This window comes from Thalassovita mangrovi (assembly GCF_009857745.1).
Taxonomy (GTDB): domain Bacteria; phylum Pseudomonadota; class Alphaproteobacteria; order Rhodobacterales; family Rhodobacteraceae; genus Thalassobius; species Thalassobius mangrovi.
Map to the genome: position 1 here is coordinate 513,264 of NZ_WWEN01000003.1, position 19,706 is coordinate 532,969.

Annotated in this window: 20 protein-coding genes; 4 read left to right on the forward strand and 16 right to left on the reverse strand. The window is 64.0% G+C overall.

Annotated elements, in window-relative coordinates:
* Positions 1–41 precede the first annotated feature (41 nt).
* The 7 genes from GR167_RS09030 to mutM all read right to left on the reverse strand — a co-directional run bounded on the left by GR167_RS09030 (position 42) and on the right by mutM (position 8,255).
* A complete protein-coding gene (locus GR167_RS09030; protein ID WP_160973138.1) occupies positions 42–1,601 on the reverse strand; it encodes a class I adenylate-forming enzyme family protein in 1,560 nt (519 codons plus the stop codon).
* 73 nt (positions 1,602–1,674) lie between these two features.
* On the reverse strand, positions 1,675–2,784 hold the full coding sequence (gene recF / locus GR167_RS09035; protein WP_160973139.1) for a DNA replication/repair protein RecF: 1,110 nt from the start codon (positions 2,782–2,784) through the stop codon (positions 1,675–1,677).
* A gap of 62 nt (positions 2,785–2,846) precedes the next feature.
* Positions 2,847–3,965 carry a DNA polymerase III subunit beta gene (dnaN, locus tag GR167_RS09040; RefSeq protein WP_160973140.1) on the reverse strand — a complete coding sequence of 373 codons (1,119 nt, stop codon included), beginning with the start codon at positions 3,963–3,965 and terminating at the stop codon, positions 2,847–2,849.
* A 166-nt stretch (positions 3,966–4,131) separates the two neighbouring features.
* Positions 4,132–5,523: a chromosomal replication initiator protein DnaA gene (gene dnaA / locus GR167_RS09045; protein WP_160973141.1), complete on the reverse strand. Its 1,392-nt coding sequence runs from the start codon at positions 5,521–5,523 to the stop codon at positions 4,132–4,134.
* Between the two features lie 580 nt (positions 5,524–6,103).
* Positions 6,104–6,367, reverse strand: coding sequence for a 30S ribosomal protein S20 (rpsT, locus tag GR167_RS09050; RefSeq protein WP_160973142.1), 264 nt, complete (start codon positions 6,365–6,367; stop codon positions 6,104–6,106).
* A 195-nt stretch (positions 6,368–6,562) separates the two neighbouring features.
* On the reverse strand, positions 6,563–7,339 hold the full coding sequence (locus GR167_RS09055) for an enoyl-CoA hydratase (protein WP_160973143.1): 777 nt from the start codon (positions 7,337–7,339) through the stop codon (positions 6,563–6,565).
* 64 nt (positions 7,340–7,403) lie between these two features.
* Positions 7,404–8,255 carry a bifunctional DNA-formamidopyrimidine glycosylase/DNA-(apurinic or apyrimidinic site) lyase gene (mutM, locus tag GR167_RS09060; RefSeq protein ID WP_160973144.1) on the reverse strand — a complete coding sequence of 284 codons (852 nt, stop codon included), beginning with the start codon at positions 8,253–8,255 and terminating at the stop codon, positions 7,404–7,406.
* A gap of 84 nt (positions 8,256–8,339) precedes the next feature.
* Here mutM and ubiE point away from each other — a divergent pair, with 84 nt between their 5' ends.
* Together ubiE and ubiB are read left to right on the forward strand one after the other, a co-directional pair.
* Positions 8,340–9,092: a bifunctional demethylmenaquinone methyltransferase/2-methoxy-6-polyprenyl-1,4-benzoquinol methylase UbiE gene (gene ubiE / locus GR167_RS09065; RefSeq protein ID WP_160973145.1), complete on the forward strand. Its 753-nt coding sequence runs from the start codon at positions 8,340–8,342 to the stop codon at positions 9,090–9,092.
* Position 9,093: 1 nt separating this feature from the next.
* Complete coding sequence (gene ubiB, locus GR167_RS09070) at positions 9,094–10,626, forward strand: 2-polyprenylphenol 6-hydroxylase (RefSeq protein WP_160973146.1); 1,533 nt, start codon at positions 9,094–9,096, stop codon at positions 10,624–10,626.
* Between the two features lie 195 nt (positions 10,627–10,821).
* Here ubiB and GR167_RS09075 read toward each other — a convergent pair whose 3' ends face one another.
* Together GR167_RS09075 and GR167_RS09080 are read right to left on the reverse strand one after the other, a co-directional pair.
* Positions 10,822–11,676, reverse strand: a complete 855-nt coding sequence (locus tag GR167_RS09075; protein ID WP_160973147.1) for a phosphotransferase family protein — start codon at positions 11,674–11,676, stop codon at positions 10,822–10,824.
* A gap of 69 nt (positions 11,677–11,745) precedes the next feature.
* Positions 11,746–12,888: an alpha-D-ribose 1-methylphosphonate 5-triphosphate diphosphatase gene (locus GR167_RS09080; protein WP_160973148.1), complete on the reverse strand. Its 1,143-nt coding sequence runs from the start codon at positions 12,886–12,888 to the stop codon at positions 11,746–11,748.
* Between the two features lie 56 nt (positions 12,889–12,944).
* Here GR167_RS09080 and GR167_RS09085 point away from each other — a divergent pair, with 56 nt between their 5' ends.
* Entirely contained in the window at positions 12,945–13,628 is a 684-nt protein-coding gene (locus GR167_RS09085; RefSeq protein ID WP_160973149.1) for a DUF1045 domain-containing protein, read from the forward strand.
* Here GR167_RS09085 and phnN read toward each other — a convergent pair.
* The 7 genes from phnN to phnG form a co-directional block, all read right to left on the reverse strand.
* A complete protein-coding gene (gene phnN / locus GR167_RS09090) occupies positions 13,610–14,155 on the reverse strand; it encodes a phosphonate metabolism protein/1,5-bisphosphokinase (PRPP-forming) PhnN (RefSeq protein ID WP_160973150.1) in 546 nt (181 codons plus the stop codon). The genes GR167_RS09085 and phnN overlap by 19 nt on opposite strands.
* The gene (gene phnL / locus GR167_RS09095; RefSeq protein WP_160973151.1) at positions 14,152–14,835 is read right to left on the reverse strand and encodes a phosphonate C-P lyase system protein PhnL; all 684 of its coding nucleotides are present in this window, start codon (positions 14,833–14,835) and stop codon (positions 14,152–14,154) included. The genes phnN and phnL overlap by 4 nt, the downstream gene beginning before the upstream one ends.
* A gap of 61 nt (positions 14,836–14,896) precedes the next feature.
* Positions 14,897–15,667 carry a phosphonate C-P lyase system protein PhnK gene (gene phnK, locus GR167_RS09100; RefSeq protein WP_160973152.1) on the reverse strand — a complete coding sequence of 257 codons (771 nt, stop codon included), beginning with the start codon at positions 15,665–15,667 and terminating at the stop codon, positions 14,897–14,899.
* The gene (locus tag GR167_RS09105) at positions 15,664–16,533 is read right to left on the reverse strand and encodes an alpha-D-ribose 1-methylphosphonate 5-phosphate C-P-lyase PhnJ (RefSeq protein ID WP_160973153.1); all 870 of its coding nucleotides are present in this window, start codon (positions 16,531–16,533) and stop codon (positions 15,664–15,666) included. Before GR167_RS09105 ends, phnK begins: the two co-directional genes overlap by 4 nt.
* Before the next feature lie 195 nt (positions 16,534–16,728).
* Positions 16,729–17,817, reverse strand: a complete 1,089-nt coding sequence (locus GR167_RS09110) for a carbon-phosphorus lyase complex subunit (protein ID WP_160973154.1) — start codon at positions 17,815–17,817, stop codon at positions 16,729–16,731.
* Complete coding sequence (gene phnH / locus GR167_RS09115) at positions 17,817–18,386, reverse strand: phosphonate C-P lyase system protein PhnH (protein ID WP_160973155.1); 570 nt, start codon at positions 18,384–18,386, stop codon at positions 17,817–17,819. The genes GR167_RS09110 and phnH overlap by 1 nt, the downstream gene beginning before the upstream one ends.
* Positions 18,386–18,829, reverse strand: a complete 444-nt coding sequence (phnG, locus tag GR167_RS09120; RefSeq protein ID WP_160973156.1) for a phosphonate C-P lyase system protein PhnG — start codon at positions 18,827–18,829, stop codon at positions 18,386–18,388. The genes phnH and phnG overlap by 1 nt, the downstream gene beginning before the upstream one ends.
* A 104-nt stretch (positions 18,830–18,933) precedes the next feature.
* Here phnG and phnF point away from each other — a divergent pair, with 104 nt between their 5' ends.
* Positions 18,934–19,641 carry a phosphonate metabolism transcriptional regulator PhnF gene (gene phnF, locus GR167_RS09125; RefSeq protein ID WP_160973157.1) on the forward strand — a complete coding sequence of 236 codons (708 nt, stop codon included), beginning with the start codon at positions 18,934–18,936 and terminating at the stop codon, positions 19,639–19,641.
* The last annotated feature ends 65 nt before the right edge of the window (positions 19,642–19,706 follow it).

Below are 19,706 nucleotides of genomic sequence, written 5' to 3' on the forward strand. Positions count from 1 at the left end.
CCCGCCTTGGTATCACCGGTGCGGCGCGCTGAACAGCCCGATCAATCCGCCCAAAAGGGCGCGCGCAATTCGCGTTTCAGGATCTTCCCGATCGAGGATCGCGGCAGCGTATCGCGGATTTCCACCTGCGCCAGACGGTGGCTTTTGCCCAGCTGCGCATTGGCGTCGGCCAGAATCTCTTCCGCCGTTTTTTCCGACCCCGGCTTGCGCACCACCAGGCCCAGCGGCGTTTCCCCCCACTGGTCCGACGGGATACCGATCACCGCGGCGTCGGTGACATCGGGATCGCGCAGCAGGATCAGTTCCAGGTCGTTGGCATAGATGTTCAGCCCGCCGGAAATGATCATGTCCTTCTTGCGATCCGACAGGATCAGGAACCCGTCTTCGTCGAAATGGCCCATATCGCCCGAGCGGAAATACATATCGCCGTTTTCGTCGCGCCAGATGTATTCGGCGGTCAGGTCGTCGCGGCCGAAATACCCCGCCATCATGGTCGGGCTGCGGCCGCAGATTTCGCCGATTTCGCCCTGCGGCACCTCATGCCCGTCCGGCCCGATCAGCTTGATAACGGTGCCTGGCCCCGGTTGCCCCACCGAATGCAGCTTGTCTGTCATTTCGTCGGCAACCAGGATGGTCGTCCCGCCGCCTTCGGTCAGGCCGTAATATTCGATCAGCTTGCCGGGGAAACGCGCCAGCACATCCGCCTTCACATCCGCGCGCAGCGGTGCCGAGGTGGAAAATTTCACCCGCATCGAGGACAGATCGAATGTGTCGAAATCCGGCACGTCCATGATGCGCTTGTATTGCACCGGCACCAGCATCGTGTGGGTGATCCGTTCCTTTTCGACGATTTCGAGGTACTTGCGCGCGTCGAATTTCGCCATCAGGAAAACGGTCGACCCGCCGAACAGCGTGGGCAGGAAGGACACGATGGTGGTGTTGGAATAAAGCGGCGTCGACAGCAGCGTGCGGGCGTCGTCGCAATAACCGCTGGGTTCGGCCCGTTCCATCTGAATGGCGCGCATCCAGTGATCGTGCAGGATGCCCTTGGGCGTGCCGGTGGTGCCCGACGAATAGATGATGTTGAGCGGATCGTTCCAATCGACCGGGACCATCGGGTCACTGTCGGTCTGATCGGCCAGCAGGGTTTCGTAACTGTCGAATCCCGGAGCATCGAAATCCAGCGCCACGCAATGCGCGCCGATCCCGTCCAGGAAAGGCGCGGCCAGGTCGCGGTAGTGATCGGCGAGGAAAAGCACCTTGGACCCGCTGTCCTTCACCATCTTTTCCAGCGCTTCGGACGACGCCATGGTCGACAGTGGCACGACGCAGGCCCCGGCCTTGAGCGTGCCGATGAATATCTCGGCATAGGCGGTGGAATTGGGCGACAGCACCGCAATGCGGTCGCCCTTGCCGACGCCGAGCGCGATCAGCGCATTGGCGACGCGGCTGCTGCGGGTGTCGAATTCGGCCCAGCTCAGCCGGGTATCACCGCAGACGATCGCCTCTTTGTCCGGGGCCTCCTTGGCCCGCGCGCGGATGGCGTCGATGACGGTTTTCTGTGGTGCTTCTGCTGGCTTGGCAGGTGTGACAAGGCCCATGCGCGTCCTCCTTCGCGTTGGTCGCGCGCAGTATCGGTTGTCCGATATGCGAAATCAAGTTCCGCTTTGCGGGTTAATCGGCGATCTGCCGCAGCTCCGAGATGCCGTTGTTCTCGCTCACCTCGATATATTGGGCACGATTGCCAAGGGCGTCGAACAGCTCCGGCCCGGTGCCGGTCATCCAGGCCTGCGCGCCGAAGCCGACGATTTCGTCGTAAAGCGCCGCCAGCCGCCCGGCGTCGAGATGCGCCGCGACCTCGTCCAGCAGCAGGATCGGCGCCATGCCGATCCGCTCCGACAGGGCGCGGGCATTGGCAAGGATCAGCGACACCAAAAGCGCCTTTTGTTCGCCGGTGGAACAATCCTTGGCGGGAACCCCCTTGGCCTCGAACACGCCGTAAAGGTCGGTTCGGTGCGGACCGACCAGGCTGCGCCCGGCGGCCAGATCGCGGAACCGGCTTTCGGCCAGCGCGCTGCGCAGGTCCTCTTCGCTTTGCGGCATCTCGCCTTCGCTCTGCACCAGTTCCAGCGTCGCGGTGGGGAAGGCGGTTTCGGCCTGCGCCTGCGCCTGCGCCAGGAATTCCAGCGTGTCGCAGCGATGGGCGTGGATCAAAGCGCCGCTTTGCGCCATCTGGATTTCCAGCGCCGCATACCAATGCGCATCGCGGACCTGATCCTTCAGCAGGCGGTTGCGTTCGCGCATCGCCTTTTCATAGGCCAGCGTCGCGTCGGCATGGGCGGGAAAGAAGGACAGCGCCATCCGGTCCAGGAACCGCCGCCGTCCCTCGGCGCCTTCGATCCACAGCCGGTCCATCGACGGGATCAGCCACAACACCCGCGACAGCCGCGCCAGGTCCAGCTGGGCGGCGGATTTGCCGTCGATCTTCAGCTGCCGCGCGGCGCCCTTGTCGGACCAGATTTCGATCTCGTGCAGGCGGGGGCCGTTTTGCAGCAGCCCGGTGATCTTCCAGCCCAGCGTTTCGGGCCGGCGCATCATCTCCTCGGCCGAGGCGCGGCGCAGCCCGCGGCCGGGGGAAAACAGCGATACCGCTTCCAGGATATTGGTCTTGCCCGACCCGTTCCGCCCATAGATGGCGACGGGCCGCCCGTCGCAGCTGATCCGGCCCGTTTTATGGGACCGGAAATGCGACAGGGTCAGCTCTTTGAGCGCAAGATCAGCCATCAGGTGCCTGCGTTTTCCGGCGCAGAAAACGCCGCGGAATTTGGATCAAATTCCGCCGCGCCTCAGACGCGCATGGGCATGACCACATAGACCGCCGAGGTGTCGTTGCCTTCGCGCATCAGGGTCGGGTCGCCCGACGAATTGAACAGGAAGACGGCGTTTTCGCGATCGACCTGGCTGGCGATTTCCAGCAGGTACTTGGCGTTGAAACCGATTTCCAGCCGTTCGTCGTTATAGGCCACGGCCAGTTCTTCCTCGGCCGCGCCGCTGTCGGGGGCGTTCACGGACAGCACCAGCTTGTCCTCGTCCAGCGACATCTTCACCGCGCGGGACCGTTCCGACGACACGGTCGCCACCCGGTCGACCGCGGCGGCGAATTCGCTGGCGTCGACTTCCATCTTGCGGGTGTTGCCGACCGGGATGACCCGGCTGTAATCGGGGAAGGTGCCGTCGATCACCTTGGAGGTCAGGGTGATATTGGGCGTGGCGAAGCGGATCTTGGTTTCGGAAACCGAGACGGCGATCATCATGTCGTCGTCGTCCAGCAGCTTGCGCAGTTCGCCCACGGTCTTGCGTGGCACGATCACGCCGGGCAGTTCTTCGGCGCCCATCGGCAGGTCGGCATCGATCCGGGCCAGGCGGTGACCGTCGGTCGCCACCGCGCGCAGCACCTTGCCGCCATCGGCATCGGCCACATGTAGGTAGACGCCGTTCAGGTAGTACCGGGTTTCTTCGGTCGAGATGGCGAATTTCGACTTGTCGAACAGGCGCCGCAGCACCGGCGCCGGGGCGCTGAAATTCGACTGGTATTCCGAGGTCGCCATGACCGGGAAGTCTTCTTTCGGCAGGGTGGCCAGGTTGAAGTTCGAGCGGCCCGCTTCGACCGTCAGGCGGCCCGCGACGCCGTCGTCGGTCAGGGTGACCAGCGCGCCATCGGGCAGTTTGCGGACGATTTCGTGCAGGGTGACGGCGGACACGGTGGTGGCGCCGGCCTTTTCGACCTGGGCGGGAACCTTGTCGACCACTTCTATGTCGAGGTCGGTGGCGCGGAACGACACGCTGTCGCCCTCGGCTTCGATCAGGACGTTAGCGAGGATCGGGATCGTGTTGCGACGTTCGACGACCGATTGCGCCTGCGACACGGCTTTCAGAAGCGTCCCGCGTTCGATGCTGAATTTCATTCCCTCGCTCCTATCCCTGTTCCGGCTCATGGTCCGGGGGTTTGCAACCTAGCGAAATCCCCAATCGGCTCAAGCCTTTTATTGGTTTGTCTGTCGGAAAGCGGGGGGCGTCAAGGGGAAGGGCGCCGCTGCGGTGATGCAGCGGCGCCCAACTGTGCGTTTGAGGTTACGCTTCGAGCGCGCGGCGCAGCATTTCGAGGTCTTCGGCGATCTGGCCGTCCTGCTGGCGCAGTTCCTCGATCCGCTTCACCCCGTGCATGACGGTGGTGTGGTCGCGGCCGCCGAAACGGCGCCCGATTTCGGGCAGCGACCGGCTGGTCAGCTGTTTGCACAGATACATGGCGACCTGGCGCGGACGGGCATAGGTGCGCACCCGCTTCGGGCCGATCATGTCGGACAGGCGGATGTTGTAATGCTCGGACACCTTGCGCTGAATTTCCTCGACGGTGATCTTGCGCTCGGAGGCGCGCAACACGTCGGCGAGGCAATCCTGGGTCAGTTCCATCGTGATCGGGCGGCCGACCAGCGAGGCGAAGGCGAACAGACGGGTCAGCGCCCCTTCGAGAACGCGCACGTTGGTACTGATCCGGTGGGCGAGGAATTCCAGAACCCCCGGCGCCAGTTCCAGTTCGGGATATTGCCTGCGGTGCAGATCGACCTTCGATTGCAGGATGCCCAGGCGCAGTTCGTAATCGGTCGGGTGCAGGTCGACGACCAACCCGCATTGCAGGCGCGACTTGATCCGGTCTTCCAGATCCTTGATTTCGCCCGGCGCGCGGTCGGCCGAGATGATGATCTGCTTGTTCTGGTCCACCAGCGCGTTGAAGGTGTGGAAGAATTCTTCCTGAGTGCTGTCCTTGCCTGCGATGAATTGCACATCGTCCACCATCAGCACGTCGACCGAACGGAACAGCTGCTTGAAATCCATCATCTTGCGGTCGCGCAGCGCCTGCACGAAACGGTACATGAACTGTTCCGCCGACAGGTAGACGACGTTCAGGTCGGGCCGCCGGGTCTGCAGTTCCCAGGCGATGGCATGCATCAGGTGGGTCTTCCCAAGCCCGACGCCACCATAGAGGAACAGCGGGTTGAAGGTGACAGGACCGCCTTCGGCGACCCGGCGCGCGGCGGCATGGGCCAGTTCGTTGGGTTTGCCGACGACGAAGGAATCGAAGGTGAAGCGCGCATCCAGCGGCGCGCCGGGAACGGTGTCTTCGCGCGCGGCCTGCGGGGCGGCGGCCACGGCGGGTTCCTCCTGTTTCACGTCATCCGTCAGCGTTTCTTTCTTGGCGACCGGCGCCGGGCGTTGGCTCAGGTTGGCGGCGACGCGGAAATTGATCCGCCGCACATTCGCGCCCACTTCGCCCAGCTGATGCAGGATCAGATCGCCGAAATTCTGGGAAACGTAATTCCCCAGGAACGAGGTCGGCACCTCGAAGATGGCCACGCCATCGGTAATTTCCAGAAACTCCAGCGGCTCAATCCACGTGGTATAGTTGTTCTTGCCAACCGTGGTGAGAAGGTTTTGCTGCAGTTTGCCCCATTGTTCTTGCGTCATGTTCCCCATTCCAGCCTGTCATCGACCATTTTCAGTTCTTTTTGCGGCATCCTGCACAATTGCCGCATGACTTGTCACCTGTATTGTCGGCACAAAACGACCCTCACCGTTGCAAGTATATGCAACAGTTGTGCCGTCCCGAACCGGACCGAACCAAGCGCTCAAACTGCAACACTCGATAGTTACCCCAACGCAACAGAAGGGGTTTCGAGGGTTGCGCATCGAGCGCGTAAACTTGTTGGACTGGCGTGGGCAAATACCCACCGAGCCCGCACAGATTGCATTCACCGCATGAATGCGTCCGTACGAGTACTTCGAACCTGCCGTCCCGTTGCGTCGCGTGAACGGTTCGGCGCGCCTGTCCCCCCAAGGCGATGTGAATCGCTTGAGTGAAGCTAGCAAGTCGGCTGTGGATGGAGCAACCGATCTTCGGGGCTTGACTCGGAGAATCGGAAAAAGAATCTCTCCGGCCGATTTTTTCTGCAACACCCGCGCCGAAAATTCAGAACCGGAATGCAAAAAGGCGCCACAAATGTGGCGCCTTTTAACAGAAAATTAGGAGTTTCCGGTAGATCCGGAATCAGCCCAGTGCTTTGACGCGGGCTGCCAGGCGCGACACTTTGCGCGACGCGGTGTTCTTGTGGAACACGCCCTTGGTGACGCCACGCATCAGTTCGGGCTGAGCGACGCGCAGCGCGGCTGCGGCAGCTTCCTTGTCACCCGAAGCGATCGCTTCTTCGACTTTGCGCAGGAAGGTGCGGATGCGCGAACGACGTGCTTTGTTGACGGCGAAACGACGCTCGTTCTGACGGGCGCGTTTTTTGGACTGGGGCGAATTTGCCATTTCGAATCTTCCCTTGGGTTCGGGGTTGCATAGGTATAGCGCGCTTCCCCACCGGACAGTCATTCTGTCGGGAACGATTCTAGCCTAGGCGGGCTTCACGCGCATGTATCGCGCCCTTCTAGCCAAGATTCGCGGAATTGCAACTGAAAACGGGCGGAAACCCCGCCCGTTCCATTCAATCCGGCCTTGATCCGCTTACTTGTCGCGGAATTGCGGCGTGCGCTTGTCGATGAAGGCGGCCATGCCTTCCTTCTGGTCCTCGGTGGCGAACAACGAATGGAACATGCGGCGTTCCATCAGCAGCCCCTCGGCCAGCGGCACTTCGAAGCTCTTGTCCACCGCTTCCTTGATCAGCATGACCGAGATCATCGATTTCTCGGCGATCTTGGCGGCGGCGGCCATCGCTTCTTCCATCAGCTTCTTGGCGGGCACCACGCGGCTGACGAGGCCAGAGCGTTCCGCTTCCTCGGCATCCATGAAGCGGCCGGTGAGGTTCATGTCCATCGCCTTGGCCTTGCCGATCGCCCGGGTCAGACGCTGGGTGCCGCCGATGCCGGCCATCACGCCCAGATTCACCTCGGGCTGGCCGAACTTGGCGGTGTCGGCGGCGATGATGAAATCGCACAGCATCGCCAATTCGCAGCCGCCGCCCAGGGCATAGCCCGACACGGCGGCGATGATCGGCTTGCGCACCCGCTTGATGTCGTCGAGCTCGGGCCCGAACAGGTCTTCGGTCAGAACCTCGGTATAGCTCTTTTCGCTCATCATCTTGATGTCGGCCCCGGCGGCGAATGCCTTTTCCGAGCCGGTCAGCACGATGCAGCGCACCTTGTCATTTTCCTGCGCCGAACGCATCGCGTCGGCCAGTTCGGTCAGCAACTGATCATTCAGTGCGTTCATCGCGTCGGGGCGGTTCAGTTTCACCAGCGCGATGTGGTCTTCTATTTCGACGATGATCGTCTCATAGGCCATGAATTCTGCTTTCCATTGTTCCGGTCAGTCCCGATTGATGGCCAATCCGCGCGCCCGGATCAAGCTATCTTTGACAGCTCGGGCAGTAAAAACTCGACCGGCCCGATTGCACGATGCGGCGGATGACCGAAGGGCAACCGTCGCTGTGACAGGGCTGGCCTTCGCGGTCGTAAACGTCGAATCGGTGTTGAAAATAACCAAGTTCGCCGCCCGCGCTGCGGAAATCCTTCAGGCTCGATCCGCCCGCCGCGATGGCGTCGTTCAGCACCTCGCGGATGATCGGCACCAGCGCCGCGATCCGCGCGGCGGAAATCTGCCCGGCCTTGCGCTTGGGGTGGATCCCGGCCCGGAACAGCGTTTCGCAGACATAGATATTGCCCAGACCGGCGATGATTCCCTGATCCAGCAGCGCCGCTTTGATCGGCGTGTTCTTCCCCTTCAGCGCGGCCACCAGGTAGGATTCGGAAAACGCGTTGCCCAAGGGTTCCGGCCCCAGAACCGACAGCAGCTTGCTGTCTTCCGCCGTGGCGGTTTCCAGCAGGTCCATCGCCCCGAAGCGGCGCGGATCGTTGAAGGTGATACGCGCGCCGTTATCCATGTCGAACACCACGTGGTCATGCTTTTCCGGCGCGGGATGGTCATGCACGAACTGCCCCAAAGGATCGCCCGACACCAGCATCCGGCCGCTCATGCCCAGGTGGATCAGCAGCGTTTCCCCCGAATCGAGATCGGCCAGGATGTATTTTGACCGCCGCCTGAGCGACAGAACCCGGCGGCCCCTCAGCCGCTCGGCCATCCCTTCGGGAAATGGCCAGCGCAGATCGGGGCGGTTCAGCTGCGCGCTTTCGATCACGGCGCCTTCCATCGACGGGGCAAGGCCGCGGCGGACGGTTTCGACCTCGGGTAATTCGGGCATATGGCTTCCTTTGACAGATCGGCGCATTGCAGCGCCCGGTCAGCGCCCTATAAGAAGGGTCTGAACAACGGACTGGCAAGACCCATGACCGAGACAAAAGATAAAACCACCCATTTCGGATTTGAAACCGTGCCCGAGTCGGAAAAGGCCGGGCGCGTGCAGGGGGTGTTCGGGTCGGTTGCGTCGAAATACGACGTGATGAACGACGCGATGAGCATGGGCATTCACCGCATCTGGAAAGACGCGATGATGGATTGGCTGGCGCCGCGTCCGAATACGAAACTGCTGGATGTGGCTGGCGGCACCGGTGACATTTCCTTCCGTTACCTCAAACGCGCGGGCAAGGCCCATGCCACCGTGCTGGACCTGACCGAACCGATGCTGGTCGAGGGCCGCAAGCGGGCCGAGGCGGCGGCGATGGCCGACAGCCTCGATTGGGTGGTCGGCGACGCGATGGCGCTGCCGTTTGCCGACAACACCTTCGACGTCTACACGATCAGCTTCGGCATCCGCAACGTGACCCGCCCGCAGGAGGCTTTGAACGAAGCCTATCGCGTGCTGAAACCCGGCGGCCGTTTGATGGTGCTGGAATTCAGCCAGATTCCGAACCACCTGATGCAGAAGGTTTACGACCTTTATTCCTTCAACATCATCCCGCGCATGGGGCAGCTGATCGCCAACGACCGCGATTCCTACCAGTACCTGGTCGAATCGATCCGCAAGTTCCCCGATCAGGAAACCTTCCTGTCGATGGTGAAACAGGCGGGGTTCGAGAACGCCAAGTACCGCAACCTGACCATGGGCATCGCCTGCCTGCATTCGGGATGGAAAATCTGACATGCGCGGACCGCACAACATCTGGCGGCTGATCCGCACCGGCGCCACCTTTGAACGTTCGGGCGCTATGCGCGAAGTGCTGGACGGGATGGAAGCGCCGCGGTCGATCCGCATCGCCGCGCGGGTCCTGGCCTGGCCGTTCCGCTTCCTGGGCTACAGGGGCGATCCCGCGATGCCGCCCGCCACGCGGGCGCTGACCGCCTTGGGCCCGGCCTATATCAAGTTCGGCCAGATCCTTTCGACCCGCCCCGACGTGGTGGGCGAAGAAATGGCCCAGCATCTGCGCGTGCTGCAGGACAAGCTGCCGGCGTTTTCCGTCGAAGCGGCCAAGAAGGCGGTCGAGGCCGAACTGGGCCTGCCGGTGGACGAGCTGTTTTCGGAATTCAGCGAACCGGTCGCGGCGGCCTCGATCGCGCAGGTGCACCGGGCGCGGTTGCGCGACACCGGCGAATTGGTGGCGGTCAAGGTTCTGCGCCCCGGCATCGAAAAGGCGTTCCACAAGGATGTCGACGCCTTCTATTTCGCCGCCGACATGATCGAACTTCTGTCCCCCGCCTCGCGCCGGCTGCGGCCGCGCGACGTGATCGAACATTTCGAAGGTGTGGTGAAGGGCGAACTGGACCTGCGGCTGGAAAGCGCCTCGGCCTCGGAATTCGCGGCCAATACGGCGGATGACGAAGGCTTCCAGCTGCCGCAGGTCAAATGGCACCTGTCGGGCCGCCGGGTGATGACCATGGGCTGGGCCGATGGCGCACCCTTGGGCGACAATGACGCGCTGGACGCGGCGGGCCACGACCGGCGGGTGCTGGGCGAACGGGTGCTGCAGCTGTTCCTGCGCCATGCGCTGCGCGACGGGTTCTTCCACGCTGACATGCATCAGGGCAACCTGAAGGTCGCCGCCAATGGCGATATCATCGCCTATGACTTCGGCATCATGGGCTATATCGACGAATATACCCGCCGGGTGTACGCCGAGATCCTGTTCGGCTTCATCAAGCGCGATTACAAGCGCGTCGCCGAGGTGCATTTCGAGGCCGGTTACGTGCCCGCCTCGATGGATGTCGACGAATTCGCCCGCGCCCTGCGCGCGGTGGGCGAACCGATCTTCGGCATGGATGCCAGCCATATCTCGATGGGGCGGCTACTGAACTACCTGTTCGAGGTGACCGAACGCTTCGGTATGGAAACAAGGACCGAGCTGATCCTGCTGCAGCGCACCATGGTGGTGGTCGAAGGCGTGGCGCGATCGCTGCACCCGCAGATCAACATCTGGGAAGTCGCCAAGCCGGTGGTCGGCGATTACATCAAGGAAAGCATCGGGCCGCAGGCGATCCTGGGCGATCTGGCGAAAACCGTCGCCGTGCTGGGCCGGTTCGGCCCGCGCCTGCCCGGGCTGGTCGAGGCGATCCTGATCCGCCAGGCGGAAACCCATGACGAACCGGCCGGGAACGGCTGGAGAGGTCGCGTGCTATTGCTGCTGACCGGCGGTGTGCTGGGCGTGGCCGGGACAGTTCTGGCGGTGATGCTGGGCTAAGCGACCTTTCGAAAAGAAGAAAACCAAGCCCGGAACAAGGCCGCCGGGCCAGCGCCAGTCCGCCCCCCGGGCTGGCGCTTCTGCGAGGCTTGCTCTGCCATTGAGAAAGCGCATGGGCTTGGCTGGCATAAACTGCCATGCTCAAGGCTGTGCAGCGCCACCCTGCGGATTGGCGCTGGCCCGGCTTGCGTTTGTTCACGCCGTCAGCGCAGCGATCTCCAACGCTTCGGCCGCTTCATATTCCGCGCAGTCCTGCGCCGCTTTCCACGCGCAATAGGCTGCCATGCGCCAGTGATGCCATGGTGCGAGGGCAGCAATACGCTTTCGTATGTTCGGGTCGCCATAGGCGTCGAGGAAGGCGGCTCTCTCGGCCTCCGAAAGCGGTCTGCCGCGATAGATCAGCTGCATCGCCGGGGACAGGAAGATCGCCAGATCCTCGACAGGGTCGCCGACGCCCGGGCATTGCCAATCGATCAGGGTGACCTGCGCCCCGTTCACGATCATGTTGCCCGGCACCGGATCGCCATGCAGCAGGGCCAGCGCGCGGGCGGGCGGAACCAATCCTTCGGGCCGTAGTGCAAGCAGGCGTTTCTGCTCGGGCGCTGGCAAAAGGCCAATGATCCGTTCGATCTCTGCACTCAGGCTTGCCGATCCGCCCTCCAGCCGTCGCAACCCTTCCGGCGCCTCCTGCCGGTGCAGCCGCGCCAGCGCCCGCGCGGCGAGGGCCGGGTCATCTTGCCAGGGCGCCCCTTCGGCGTGTTCATAGATCAGGCAGGACCCGTGCGGCGTTTCCACCTCGTCGATTAGCCGGGGCGCCAACCCGCCGGGGGCCAGCAGGCGCAGCATCCGCGCCTCGTCGCTGGCGGAATTAGGGAACAGGGGATTGTCGTCCTGCCGGGCGAACAGCTTCACCACCCAGGAACCGCCATCGACCTGCACCCGCCAGGCCCGGTTGGTCTGCCCGCCCGGCAGGGCCACCCAGCCCGCAAGCGCGGGCATCGCGTGGCGTTGCGCCAGCAGCGCGACCAGGTCCTGCGGCGGGGGGTGCATAGCGTCTCCGTTCCGTCTGCGGCGAAAATCCGGCGGACGCTATGCGCTTTGGCCCGCAGGGGCAAGCGGTCAGGCGACGCGCTTGCCCTGTACCCAGGTGCCGCGCAGCACCGGCGCGCCGCCGATCCGGGCGACCCGGATCATGTCGCCGCGTTCGCCAAGCGCGATCCGGCCCCGGTCGGTCAGGCCCGACGCATCCGCCGGCGCCTTGGTCACCGTGGCGATGCCGCGCGCGATATTGCCCCACATGTCGCCCAGCAGCAGCGCCGACGACAGCAGGGCGGCGGGCACGTAATCCGACGATACGATGTCCAGCAGGTCCAGTTCCGCCAGTTCCCCGGCCGCCACGTTGCCCGAATGCGACCCGCCCCGGATCAGGTTCGGTGCGCCCATCATCACGGCGATGCCGTGGTCGTGGCAGGCCCGCGCCGCTTCCACCGTGGTGGGGAATTCGGCCAGCCGGATGCCGTAACCCGACGACACCGCGACGTGTTCGGCGGTGGTGTCGTCATGGCTGGCAAGGACGGCGCCGTAACGCGCGGCTTCGGCCACCGCGACGGCTTCGTGCCGGGCGCCGTTGCGGTCGCGCATGTCCTTCAGGCTGGCGACGTGATCGGCGAAATCGTCTTCGCTCATGTTGTTCTTGCCCATCACATAGGCCTTGAGCTTGCTGATATCGCGGAATTGCCGCTGGCCGGGCGTGTGATCCATCAGGCTGACGATGCCGACCCGGTCATCGGGACCGAATTCGGCCATTTCCTCTTCCAGCGTTTCGGAACAGACCTCGGCCCGCAGGTGCAGGTAATGGCTGATCCGCAGGGCGCCCGCTTCGCGCAGGTCCCACAATTCCTTCGACAGGGAGCGTGCGTATTTCAGGTAACGGCCCTTGCCGGTGGGGATCGATCCGACCCGCATCGCGTCGAACACGGTGGTGATACCGACCCCGGCCAGTTCCGCGTCATGTGCCACGATGGCGGCGGCGTGGGGCCAGTCGACCTTGGGCCGCGGCTGGATATGGCGTTCGAGGTTGTCGGTATGCAGTTCGATCAGGCCGGGGCAGAGCAGATCGCCGCCCATGTCCTCGGCCCCGGGCGCGACGGTGCCGCCCTGATCGATGGCGGTGATCACGCCGTCGGTGACGGTGACCGCGCCGTGGATCACCTCGTCTTCCAAAACCACATTTGCGTTCGCAAGGATAAGCTGATTTGTCATTGTCCTGTTACCTTTGGGCGTCATGCCGCCCCGCAGAGAAGATCAGAGGCTGCCCCGTGACCAATTTCAAACGTTTCGCGATTTACTACGCCCCCGAAGCGGGGGCGCTTGTCGATTTCGGCGCGTCCTGGCTGGGCTGGGACCTGGCGGCGGGTGCGCCCGCGGATCATCCGCGGATCGAGGGGCTGGATATCGCCGCGCTGACCGACACGCCGCGCAAATACGGGCTGCACGGCACCGTCAAACCGCCCTTCCGACTGGCAGACGGCACCGATTTCGACGGGCTGGCGGCGGCGGCGGAAAGCCTCTGCGCCGCGCAGGCCCCGGTGGTGCTGGACGGTCTGGCGCTGACCCGGCTGGGCGGCTTCCTGGCGCTGACCGTAACCGGCGACACCACGGCGCTCAGCGATCTGGCCGCGACCATGGTGCGCGGCCTCGATGAGTTCCGCGCGCCTGCGCCCGAAGCGGAACTGGCGCGCCGCCGCAAGGCCAACCTGAGCGACCGGCAAGACGCGCTGCTGCTGCAATGGGGATACCCCTACGTGATGGAGGAATTCCGCTTTCACATCACCCTGACCGGCAAGCTCGGCAAGGATCAGGCCGAAACCGTACGGCAGCGTCTTGACCCGCTGGTCACGCCGCTGCTGCCCGCGCCCTTCGTAATCCGCGACCTGTGCCTGGTGGGCGAGGATGAAAACGGAATGTTCCACCTGATCCACCGCTACGCCCTTTCCGGCTGAAGCGCCGCGCTGAAGGCCGCGACGGCCTCGTCCAACGTGCCGTCGTTGCGGATCACCACCGGGTTCAGCCCCTCGGCCAGCCGGAAATCGGCGCGCAGCAGGCGCTTGGCCTGCTCCTCGGCCGTTTCGCGGCCACGCGCGGCCAGCCGCGCCGCCAGGACGTCGGCCGAGGCGGTGATCGACACGATCATCGAGCGGTCGAAACGTTCCGCCAGTTCGGGCAGCACTGCCCGCGACAGGTTGGCCAGCACATCGCGCCCCTCGGCCAGATCGGCATCGACCGAGGCCGGAATGCCATAACGCAGCCCGTGGGCGTCCCAGAACAGGGCGAAATCGCCACGCTGCGCCCGCGCCTCGAACTCCTCATGCGTGACCGCATCAGCGTCTTCGCCGCCGGCCTCGGCGCTGCGGGTGATCACCCGGCGCACCCGGCGGATTTCGGGATGGCGGGCGCAGACGGCCTCCATCACCGTGTCCTTGCCGACGCCCGAGGGGCCGACAACGGCTATGAACCGGCCCGGTGTCATGCCGCCATCCCGGGGGTAAATCCGGTCACGTCGATTTCGCGGTCGCAGACCCGTTCGCGCGCCGCCTCGTCGTGGAAGATGCCGACGATGGCCGCGCCGCGCGCCTTGGCGTCCTCGATCAGGCTCAGCACCACTTCGCGGTTGGTGGCGTCGAGGCTGGCGGTCGGTTCGTCCAGCAGAAGCGCCGGGAAGCTGTGGGCGAAACCACGCGCGATATTCACCCGCTGCTGTTCGCCGCCCGAAAAGGTCGTGGGCGACAGCGACCACAGCCGTTCGGGAATGTTCAGCCGCCGCAGCAGCTCCTCGGCCCTTGCGCGGGCCGCCGCGCCGTCCACGCCGACCTGCAGCAGCGGTTCGGCCACCACGTCGATGGTCGCCACCCGCGGCACCACGCGCAGGAACTGGCTGACATAGCCCAGAACCTCGCGCCTGAGCGCCAGGATCTCGCGCGGCTCGGCCTGTGCGACATCGACGTCGCCCACCACGATCTGCCCGGCATTGGCCAGGTAATTGCCGTAAATCATCCGCATCAGGGTCGATTTGCCCGCCCCCGACGCGCCCACCAGCGCCACGCATTCGCCGGGCGCCACCGTCATTGCCGCATCCTGCATCACAGGGATCACCGCCGATCCCTGGTTGTGCAGTACGAAGCTTTTCGAAACACCGCTGATCTCAATCATCTCTTCCGCCTCTTCATCTTGGCACAAATACCTCGGGGGTGTGGGGGCAGCGCCCCCACGATCATACCTGCAACACCGAACTGACCAGCAGCTGGGTATAGCCATGCTGCGGATCGTCCAGCACCTGGTCGGTCAGCCCGGTTTCCACCACATGCCCGTCCTTCATCACCATCAGCCGGTCGGCCAGCAGCCGCACCACGGCCAGGTCGTGGGTCACGATGATGGCGCTCAGCCCCATTTCGCGCACCAGTCCGCGCAGCAGGTCCAGCAGGCGCGCCTGCACCGACACGTCCAGCCCCCCGGTGGGTTCGTCCATGAACACCAGCCGCGGCCCGGTCACCAGGTTGCGCGCGATCTGCAGCCGCTGCTGCATGCCGCCCGAAAAGGCCGAGGGCCGGTCGTCGACCCGTTCGGCGTTGATTTCCACCCGGCCCAGCCAGTCGATCGCCTGTTCGCGGATATCGCCGTAATGGCGCGCCCCCACGGCCATCAGCCGCTCGCCGACATTGCCGCCGGCCGACACGCCCATGCGCAGCCCATCGCGGGCGTGCTGATGCACGAAGGCCCAGTCGGTGCGGCCCAGCATCCGGCGTTCCGGTTCGCTCATGCTCACCGTGTCGCGCATGCCGTCGGCGCGGGTGTCGAACAGGACCTCGCCCGCATCCGGGGTCAGGTGGCCCGCCATGCAGTTCAGCAGGGTCGATTTGCCCGACCCGGATTCGCCGACGATGCCCATGACTTCGCCGGGGTAAAGGTCGAAGGACACGTCCTTGCAGCCGATCCGGTTGCCGTAGAATTTGGTCAGCTCCTTGACCTGGAACAGCGGGGTCATGCCACATCCTCCTCATAAGGGACGCCTTGCGCGCCGACATGGCCGGCGGCGCGGCGCGACCGGCAGAAATCGGTGTCGGAACAGACGAACATCCGCCCGCCGGCGTCGTCGACGATCACCTCGTCGAGATAGGACGTTTCCGACCCGCACAGATCGCAGGCGTGATCGGCCTTGCTGGCCTCGAACGGGTAGTCTTCGAAATCCAGGCTGACGACCTTGGTGTAAGGCGGCAGCGCGTAGATGCGTTGTTCCCGGCCCGCGCCGAACAGCTGCACCGCGGCCATTTCCAGCTTGGGATTGTCGAATTTCGGGATCGGCGAGGGGTCCATCACGTAACGTCCCTCGACCTTCACCGGATAGGCGTAGGAGGTCGAGATCGCGCCGTTCTTGGAAATATCCTCGTACAGCTTCACATGCATCAGCCCGTATTCTTCCAGCGCATGCATCTTGCGGGTCTCGGTTTCGCGCGGTTCAAGGAAACGCAGCGGTTCCGGGATCGGCACCTGGTAGACCAGGATCTGGTCTTCGCGCAGGTCTTCCTCGGGGATGCGGTGGCGGGTCTGGATGACGTCGGCCTTCGACGTTTCCTCACTGGTCGCCACGCCCGCGGTTTTCTCGAAGAACTTGCGGATCGATACCGCGTTGGTGGTGTCGTCGGCGCCCTGGTCGATCACCTTCATGGTGTCCTCGGGCGTCAGCACCGAGGCGCTGACCTGCACCCCGCCGGTGCCCCAGCCATAGGGCATCGGCATTTCGCGTGAGGCAAACGGCACCTGGTATCCGGGCACCGCCAGCCCTTTCAGGATGGCGCGGCGGATCATCCGCTTGGTCTGTTCATCAAGATAGGCGAAGTTATAGTCAGACACTTTTCAACTCCGGAGATTTGCACGAATGAGAACCGACGAAGATTTGAAAGATATGCTCTATGAATCTCACAAAAATATTCACCTCAGACTTCGGAGAATCGAGATGATCGTCGGAATTGCAGCTGGCCTTGCGATCGGAATTCTCCTTCGAATTGCCTCGAAACTCGAAATCGATCTTTTGCCCTGGTTTTAAGATCATTCCGCTGCCTCCGGCATCGCTTGTGCCTGTGCTTCGGCCCGCATTTTCCGCACCAGTTCCAGTTCCGATTGGAAATCGACGTAATGGGGCAGCTTGATGTGTTCGAGGAACCCGGTCGCCTGGATATTGTCGGCGTGGTACAGCACGAATTCCTCGTCCTGCGCCGGCGCGCCCATGTTGTCTTCGCCCATTTCCTTCCAGCGCAGCGCGCGGTCGACCAGAGCCATGGAAATCGCCTTGCGCTCGGTCTGGCCGAAGACCAGCCCGTAGCCGCGGGTGAATTGCGGCGGTTCGGTCTTGGACCCGGCGAACTGGTTCACGGTTTCACATTCGGTCAGTTCGATCTCACCGATCTCGACCGCGAAACCGAGTTCCGGAATGTCCATTTCGACCGCGCAGGTGCCGATGCGCAATTCACCGACAAAGGCGTGGTTGCGGGCGTAGCCGCGCTGCGTCGAATAGGCCATGCCGAGGATGAAACCTTCGTCGCCGCGGGTCAGCGATTGCAGCCGTAGCGCCCGGTCGGCGGGCAGTTCCAGCGGTTCGCGGGTCAGGTCGCGCGGGGCGGTGTCGCTATCCACCTCGTTCTGGATCAGGCCCTCCTGGTTCAGGAACTCGGTGATATGGGGCACCGGGCCTGCTTCGGTTTCACGCGAAGGCGCCTCGGGCACCTCGCCATCGGCGGCCAGTTTGAAATCCAGCAGGCGGTGGGTGTAATCGAAGGTCGGGCCCAGAACCTGACCACCCGGCGCGTCCTTGAAGGTCGCGCTGATGCGGCGGTCGCATTGCATCGCCTCGGTTTCCACCGGGTTGGTGTAGCCGAACCGGGGCAGGGTGGTGCGATAGGCGCGGATGAGGAAGATGGCCTCGATCAGGTCGCCACGCGCCTGCTTGATCGCCAGCGCCGCCAGATCGGGGTCGTAAAGCGATCCTTCCGCCATCACCCGGTTGACCGCCAGCGCCATCTGTTCGCGGATCTGGTCGACCGACAGTTCCGGCACGTTCACATCGCCGCGCCGTTCCTCGGCCAGCCATGCGTGGGCGGCATCAATCGCCTTTTCGCCGCCTTTGACTGCTACATACATCAGGCTGCCTCCACTTTCGTGCTGCGCGGCAGGGCCGCGATCCGGTCACCGCTGGTGAAGAAGAAATCCAGACCCAGCGGGAATTGCATCGCGTTGGCCTGGAACGCCGCCAGTTCGGGCAGGTTCAGCGCCGCTTTGTCCTTGATCCCCGGGCCGCTGAGCGTGGCGCCCGCGGTTTCCAGCGCGGACATTTCCACCACCAGGGTGGTCCCACGGTCGGGATATTCGGGGTTGCCGACCGGATAGGCGGTCAGCGGCAGCAGGTCGTCCCAGGTGCCGAAGGCGAAGGCGGCGTGTTCCGGCCCGGTGAAGGGCGCGCCGGTGTGGAAGGTGATCCAGTCGCGCACATCCTTGCAATCCAGCGCCCCGGCCAGATAGACCGGCGTGTTGCCGTCCAGCAGGGTCAGCGCCAGGGTTCCGGCGGCGCTGGACATCGGCGCGGGCGGTTCCGCGCCGGTCAGGGTCTCGATCTGGCCCGGCCGGGCCATCACGTTCATCACCGCGCGGAAGGCGCGGGCGGCATCTTTTGGTGCCTCGGCGAAACCGCCGGTCAATGCGGTGGCGTGCATCAGTCTTCCCCCCTCACCATGGTGAAGAAATCGACCTTGGTCGCCGCCGCCTTTTCGGCGCGGGCGGCCTTGGCCTTGGTCATGTCGTCCTGCAGCGGGGTCAGCACCGCGCCGCGGATCGTCGCGGCGGCGCCGGTCTGCATCAGGGCGTCGATCAGCGCGGCGGTTTCCGCCTTGGCCTTGTCGCGGCCCTGGACATAGCCATGACCGACCTCGCCGCTGTCGAGCCGCACCGAACAGCGCGTCACCGTCATTTCGCCCAGGTTGAACGGCGCGCCGGTGCCGCCCATGCGGCCGCGCACCATCGCGCCGCCCACTTCGGGGGCGCGCAGATGGGTGAATGCGGGCCGGTCGGCCACGTCGTTCCACAATGCGGCCAGCCGCCCTGCCGGCGCTTTTGCCAGCAGGCCGATCCAGCCTTTTCTTTCTTCGATCGCGTGCATCTAGACACCTTGCCGATTTGTCTATTTAACTATACAACTAGACAACTGATACGCCGAATCGTGGCGGAATTGAAGATGTAGATTTGTGAAACATTGGTGACGACATGCCGAAAACCCCGGTCTGGAAATCGATTGCGACGGCCCTGACATCCGAAATCGCCGCCGGGCATTACCGCCCGGGCGACAAGCTTCCGACCGAGGCGGAACTGTCCGCCCGCTTCGGTGTGAACCGGCATACGGTGCGCCGCGCGCTGCAGGACATGCAGGAAAGGGGCCTGACCCATGCGCGGCGCGGGTCGGGGGTGTTCGTGATGGCCGAACCCACCGATTATCCCATCGGCAAGCGGGTCCGGTTCCACCAGAACCTGGAAGCGGCCGGGCGGATGCCGGCCAAGCGCATCCTGACCCTACAAACCCGCCCCTGCGACCGCGACGAGGCCGAGGCGCTGCAGTTGAAACCGGGCGATCCGGTGCATGTCTATGAGGGCCTGTCGCTGGCCGACAACGTGGCGGTGGCGATATTCCGGTCGGTGTTTTCCGCAGACCGCTTCCCCGACCTGCTGGAGGATCTCGATCATATGGGATCGGTGACGCGGGCGCTGGCGGCGGTGGGGGTGAAGGATTACACCCGCGCCTCGACCCGGTTGACCGCCAAGACCGCCACCGCGACGCAGGCGTTGCATCTGAACATCTCGGAAGGCGCACCGATTCTGCGGACGGTGGGGATCAATGTCGATACCGATGGCTGCCCGGTGGAATACGGCCATACCTGGTTCGTCGGCGACCGCATCACATTGGTGGTAGAAGGCTAAATATAAAGGCATTTTGTCACATGCCCGACACAGACCGTCCGTAAAACGCGACAAACCGTTTCGAG

Excerpts from the sequence above, each read along its gene's own strand:
- GR167_RS09030 (WP_160973138.1), bottom strand. The coding sequence starts at position 1,601 with ATGGGCCTTGTCACACCTGCCAAGCCAGCAGAAGCACCACAGAAAACC.
- recF (WP_160973139.1), bottom strand. The coding sequence starts at position 2,784 with ATGGCTGATCTTGCGCTCAAAGAGCTGACCCTGTCGCATTTCCGGTCC.
- dnaN (WP_160973140.1), bottom strand. The coding sequence starts at position 3,965 with ATGAAATTCAGCATCGAACGCGGGACGCTTCTGAAAGCCGTGTCGCAG.
- dnaA (WP_160973141.1), bottom strand. The coding sequence starts at position 5,523 with ATGACGCAAGAACAATGGGGCAAACTGCAGCAAAACCTTCTCACCACG.
- rpsT (WP_160973142.1), bottom strand. The coding sequence starts at position 6,367 with ATGGCAAATTCGCCCCAGTCCAAAAAACGCGCCCGTCAGAACGAGCGT.
- GR167_RS09055 (WP_160973143.1), bottom strand. The coding sequence starts at position 7,339 with ATGGCCTATGAGACGATCATCGTCGAAATAGAAGACCACATCGCGCTG.
- mutM (WP_160973144.1), bottom strand. The coding sequence starts at position 8,255 with ATGCCCGAATTACCCGAGGTCGAAACCGTCCGCCGCGGCCTTGCCCCG.
- ubiE (WP_160973145.1), top strand. The coding sequence starts at position 8,340 with ATGACCGAGACAAAAGATAAAACCACCCATTTCGGATTTGAAACCGTG.
- ubiB (WP_160973146.1), top strand. The coding sequence starts at position 9,094 with ATGCGCGGACCGCACAACATCTGGCGGCTGATCCGCACCGGCGCCACC.
- GR167_RS09075 (WP_160973147.1), bottom strand. The coding sequence starts at position 11,676 with ATGCACCCCCCGCCGCAGGACCTGGTCGCGCTGCTGGCGCAACGCCAC.
- GR167_RS09080 (WP_160973148.1), bottom strand. The coding sequence starts at position 12,888 with ATGACAAATCAGCTTATCCTTGCGAACGCAAATGTGGTTTTGGAAGAC.
- phnN (WP_160973150.1), bottom strand. The coding sequence starts at position 14,155 with ATGACACCGGGCCGGTTCATAGCCGTTGTCGGCCCCTCGGGCGTCGGC.
- phnL (WP_160973151.1), bottom strand. The coding sequence starts at position 14,835 with ATGATTGAGATCAGCGGTGTTTCGAAAAGCTTCGTACTGCACAACCAG.
- phnK (WP_160973152.1), bottom strand. The coding sequence starts at position 15,667 with ATGACCCCGCTGTTCCAGGTCAAGGAGCTGACCAAATTCTACGGCAAC.
- GR167_RS09110 (WP_160973154.1), bottom strand. The coding sequence starts at position 17,817 with ATGTATGTAGCAGTCAAAGGCGGCGAAAAGGCGATTGATGCCGCCCAC.
- phnH (WP_160973155.1), bottom strand. The coding sequence starts at position 18,386 with ATGCACGCCACCGCATTGACCGGCGGTTTCGCCGAGGCACCAAAAGAT.
- phnG (WP_160973156.1), bottom strand. The coding sequence starts at position 18,829 with ATGCACGCGATCGAAGAAAGAAAAGGCTGGATCGGCCTGCTGGCAAAA.
- phnF (WP_160973157.1), top strand. The coding sequence starts at position 18,934 with ATGCCGAAAACCCCGGTCTGGAAATCGATTGCGACGGCCCTGACATCC.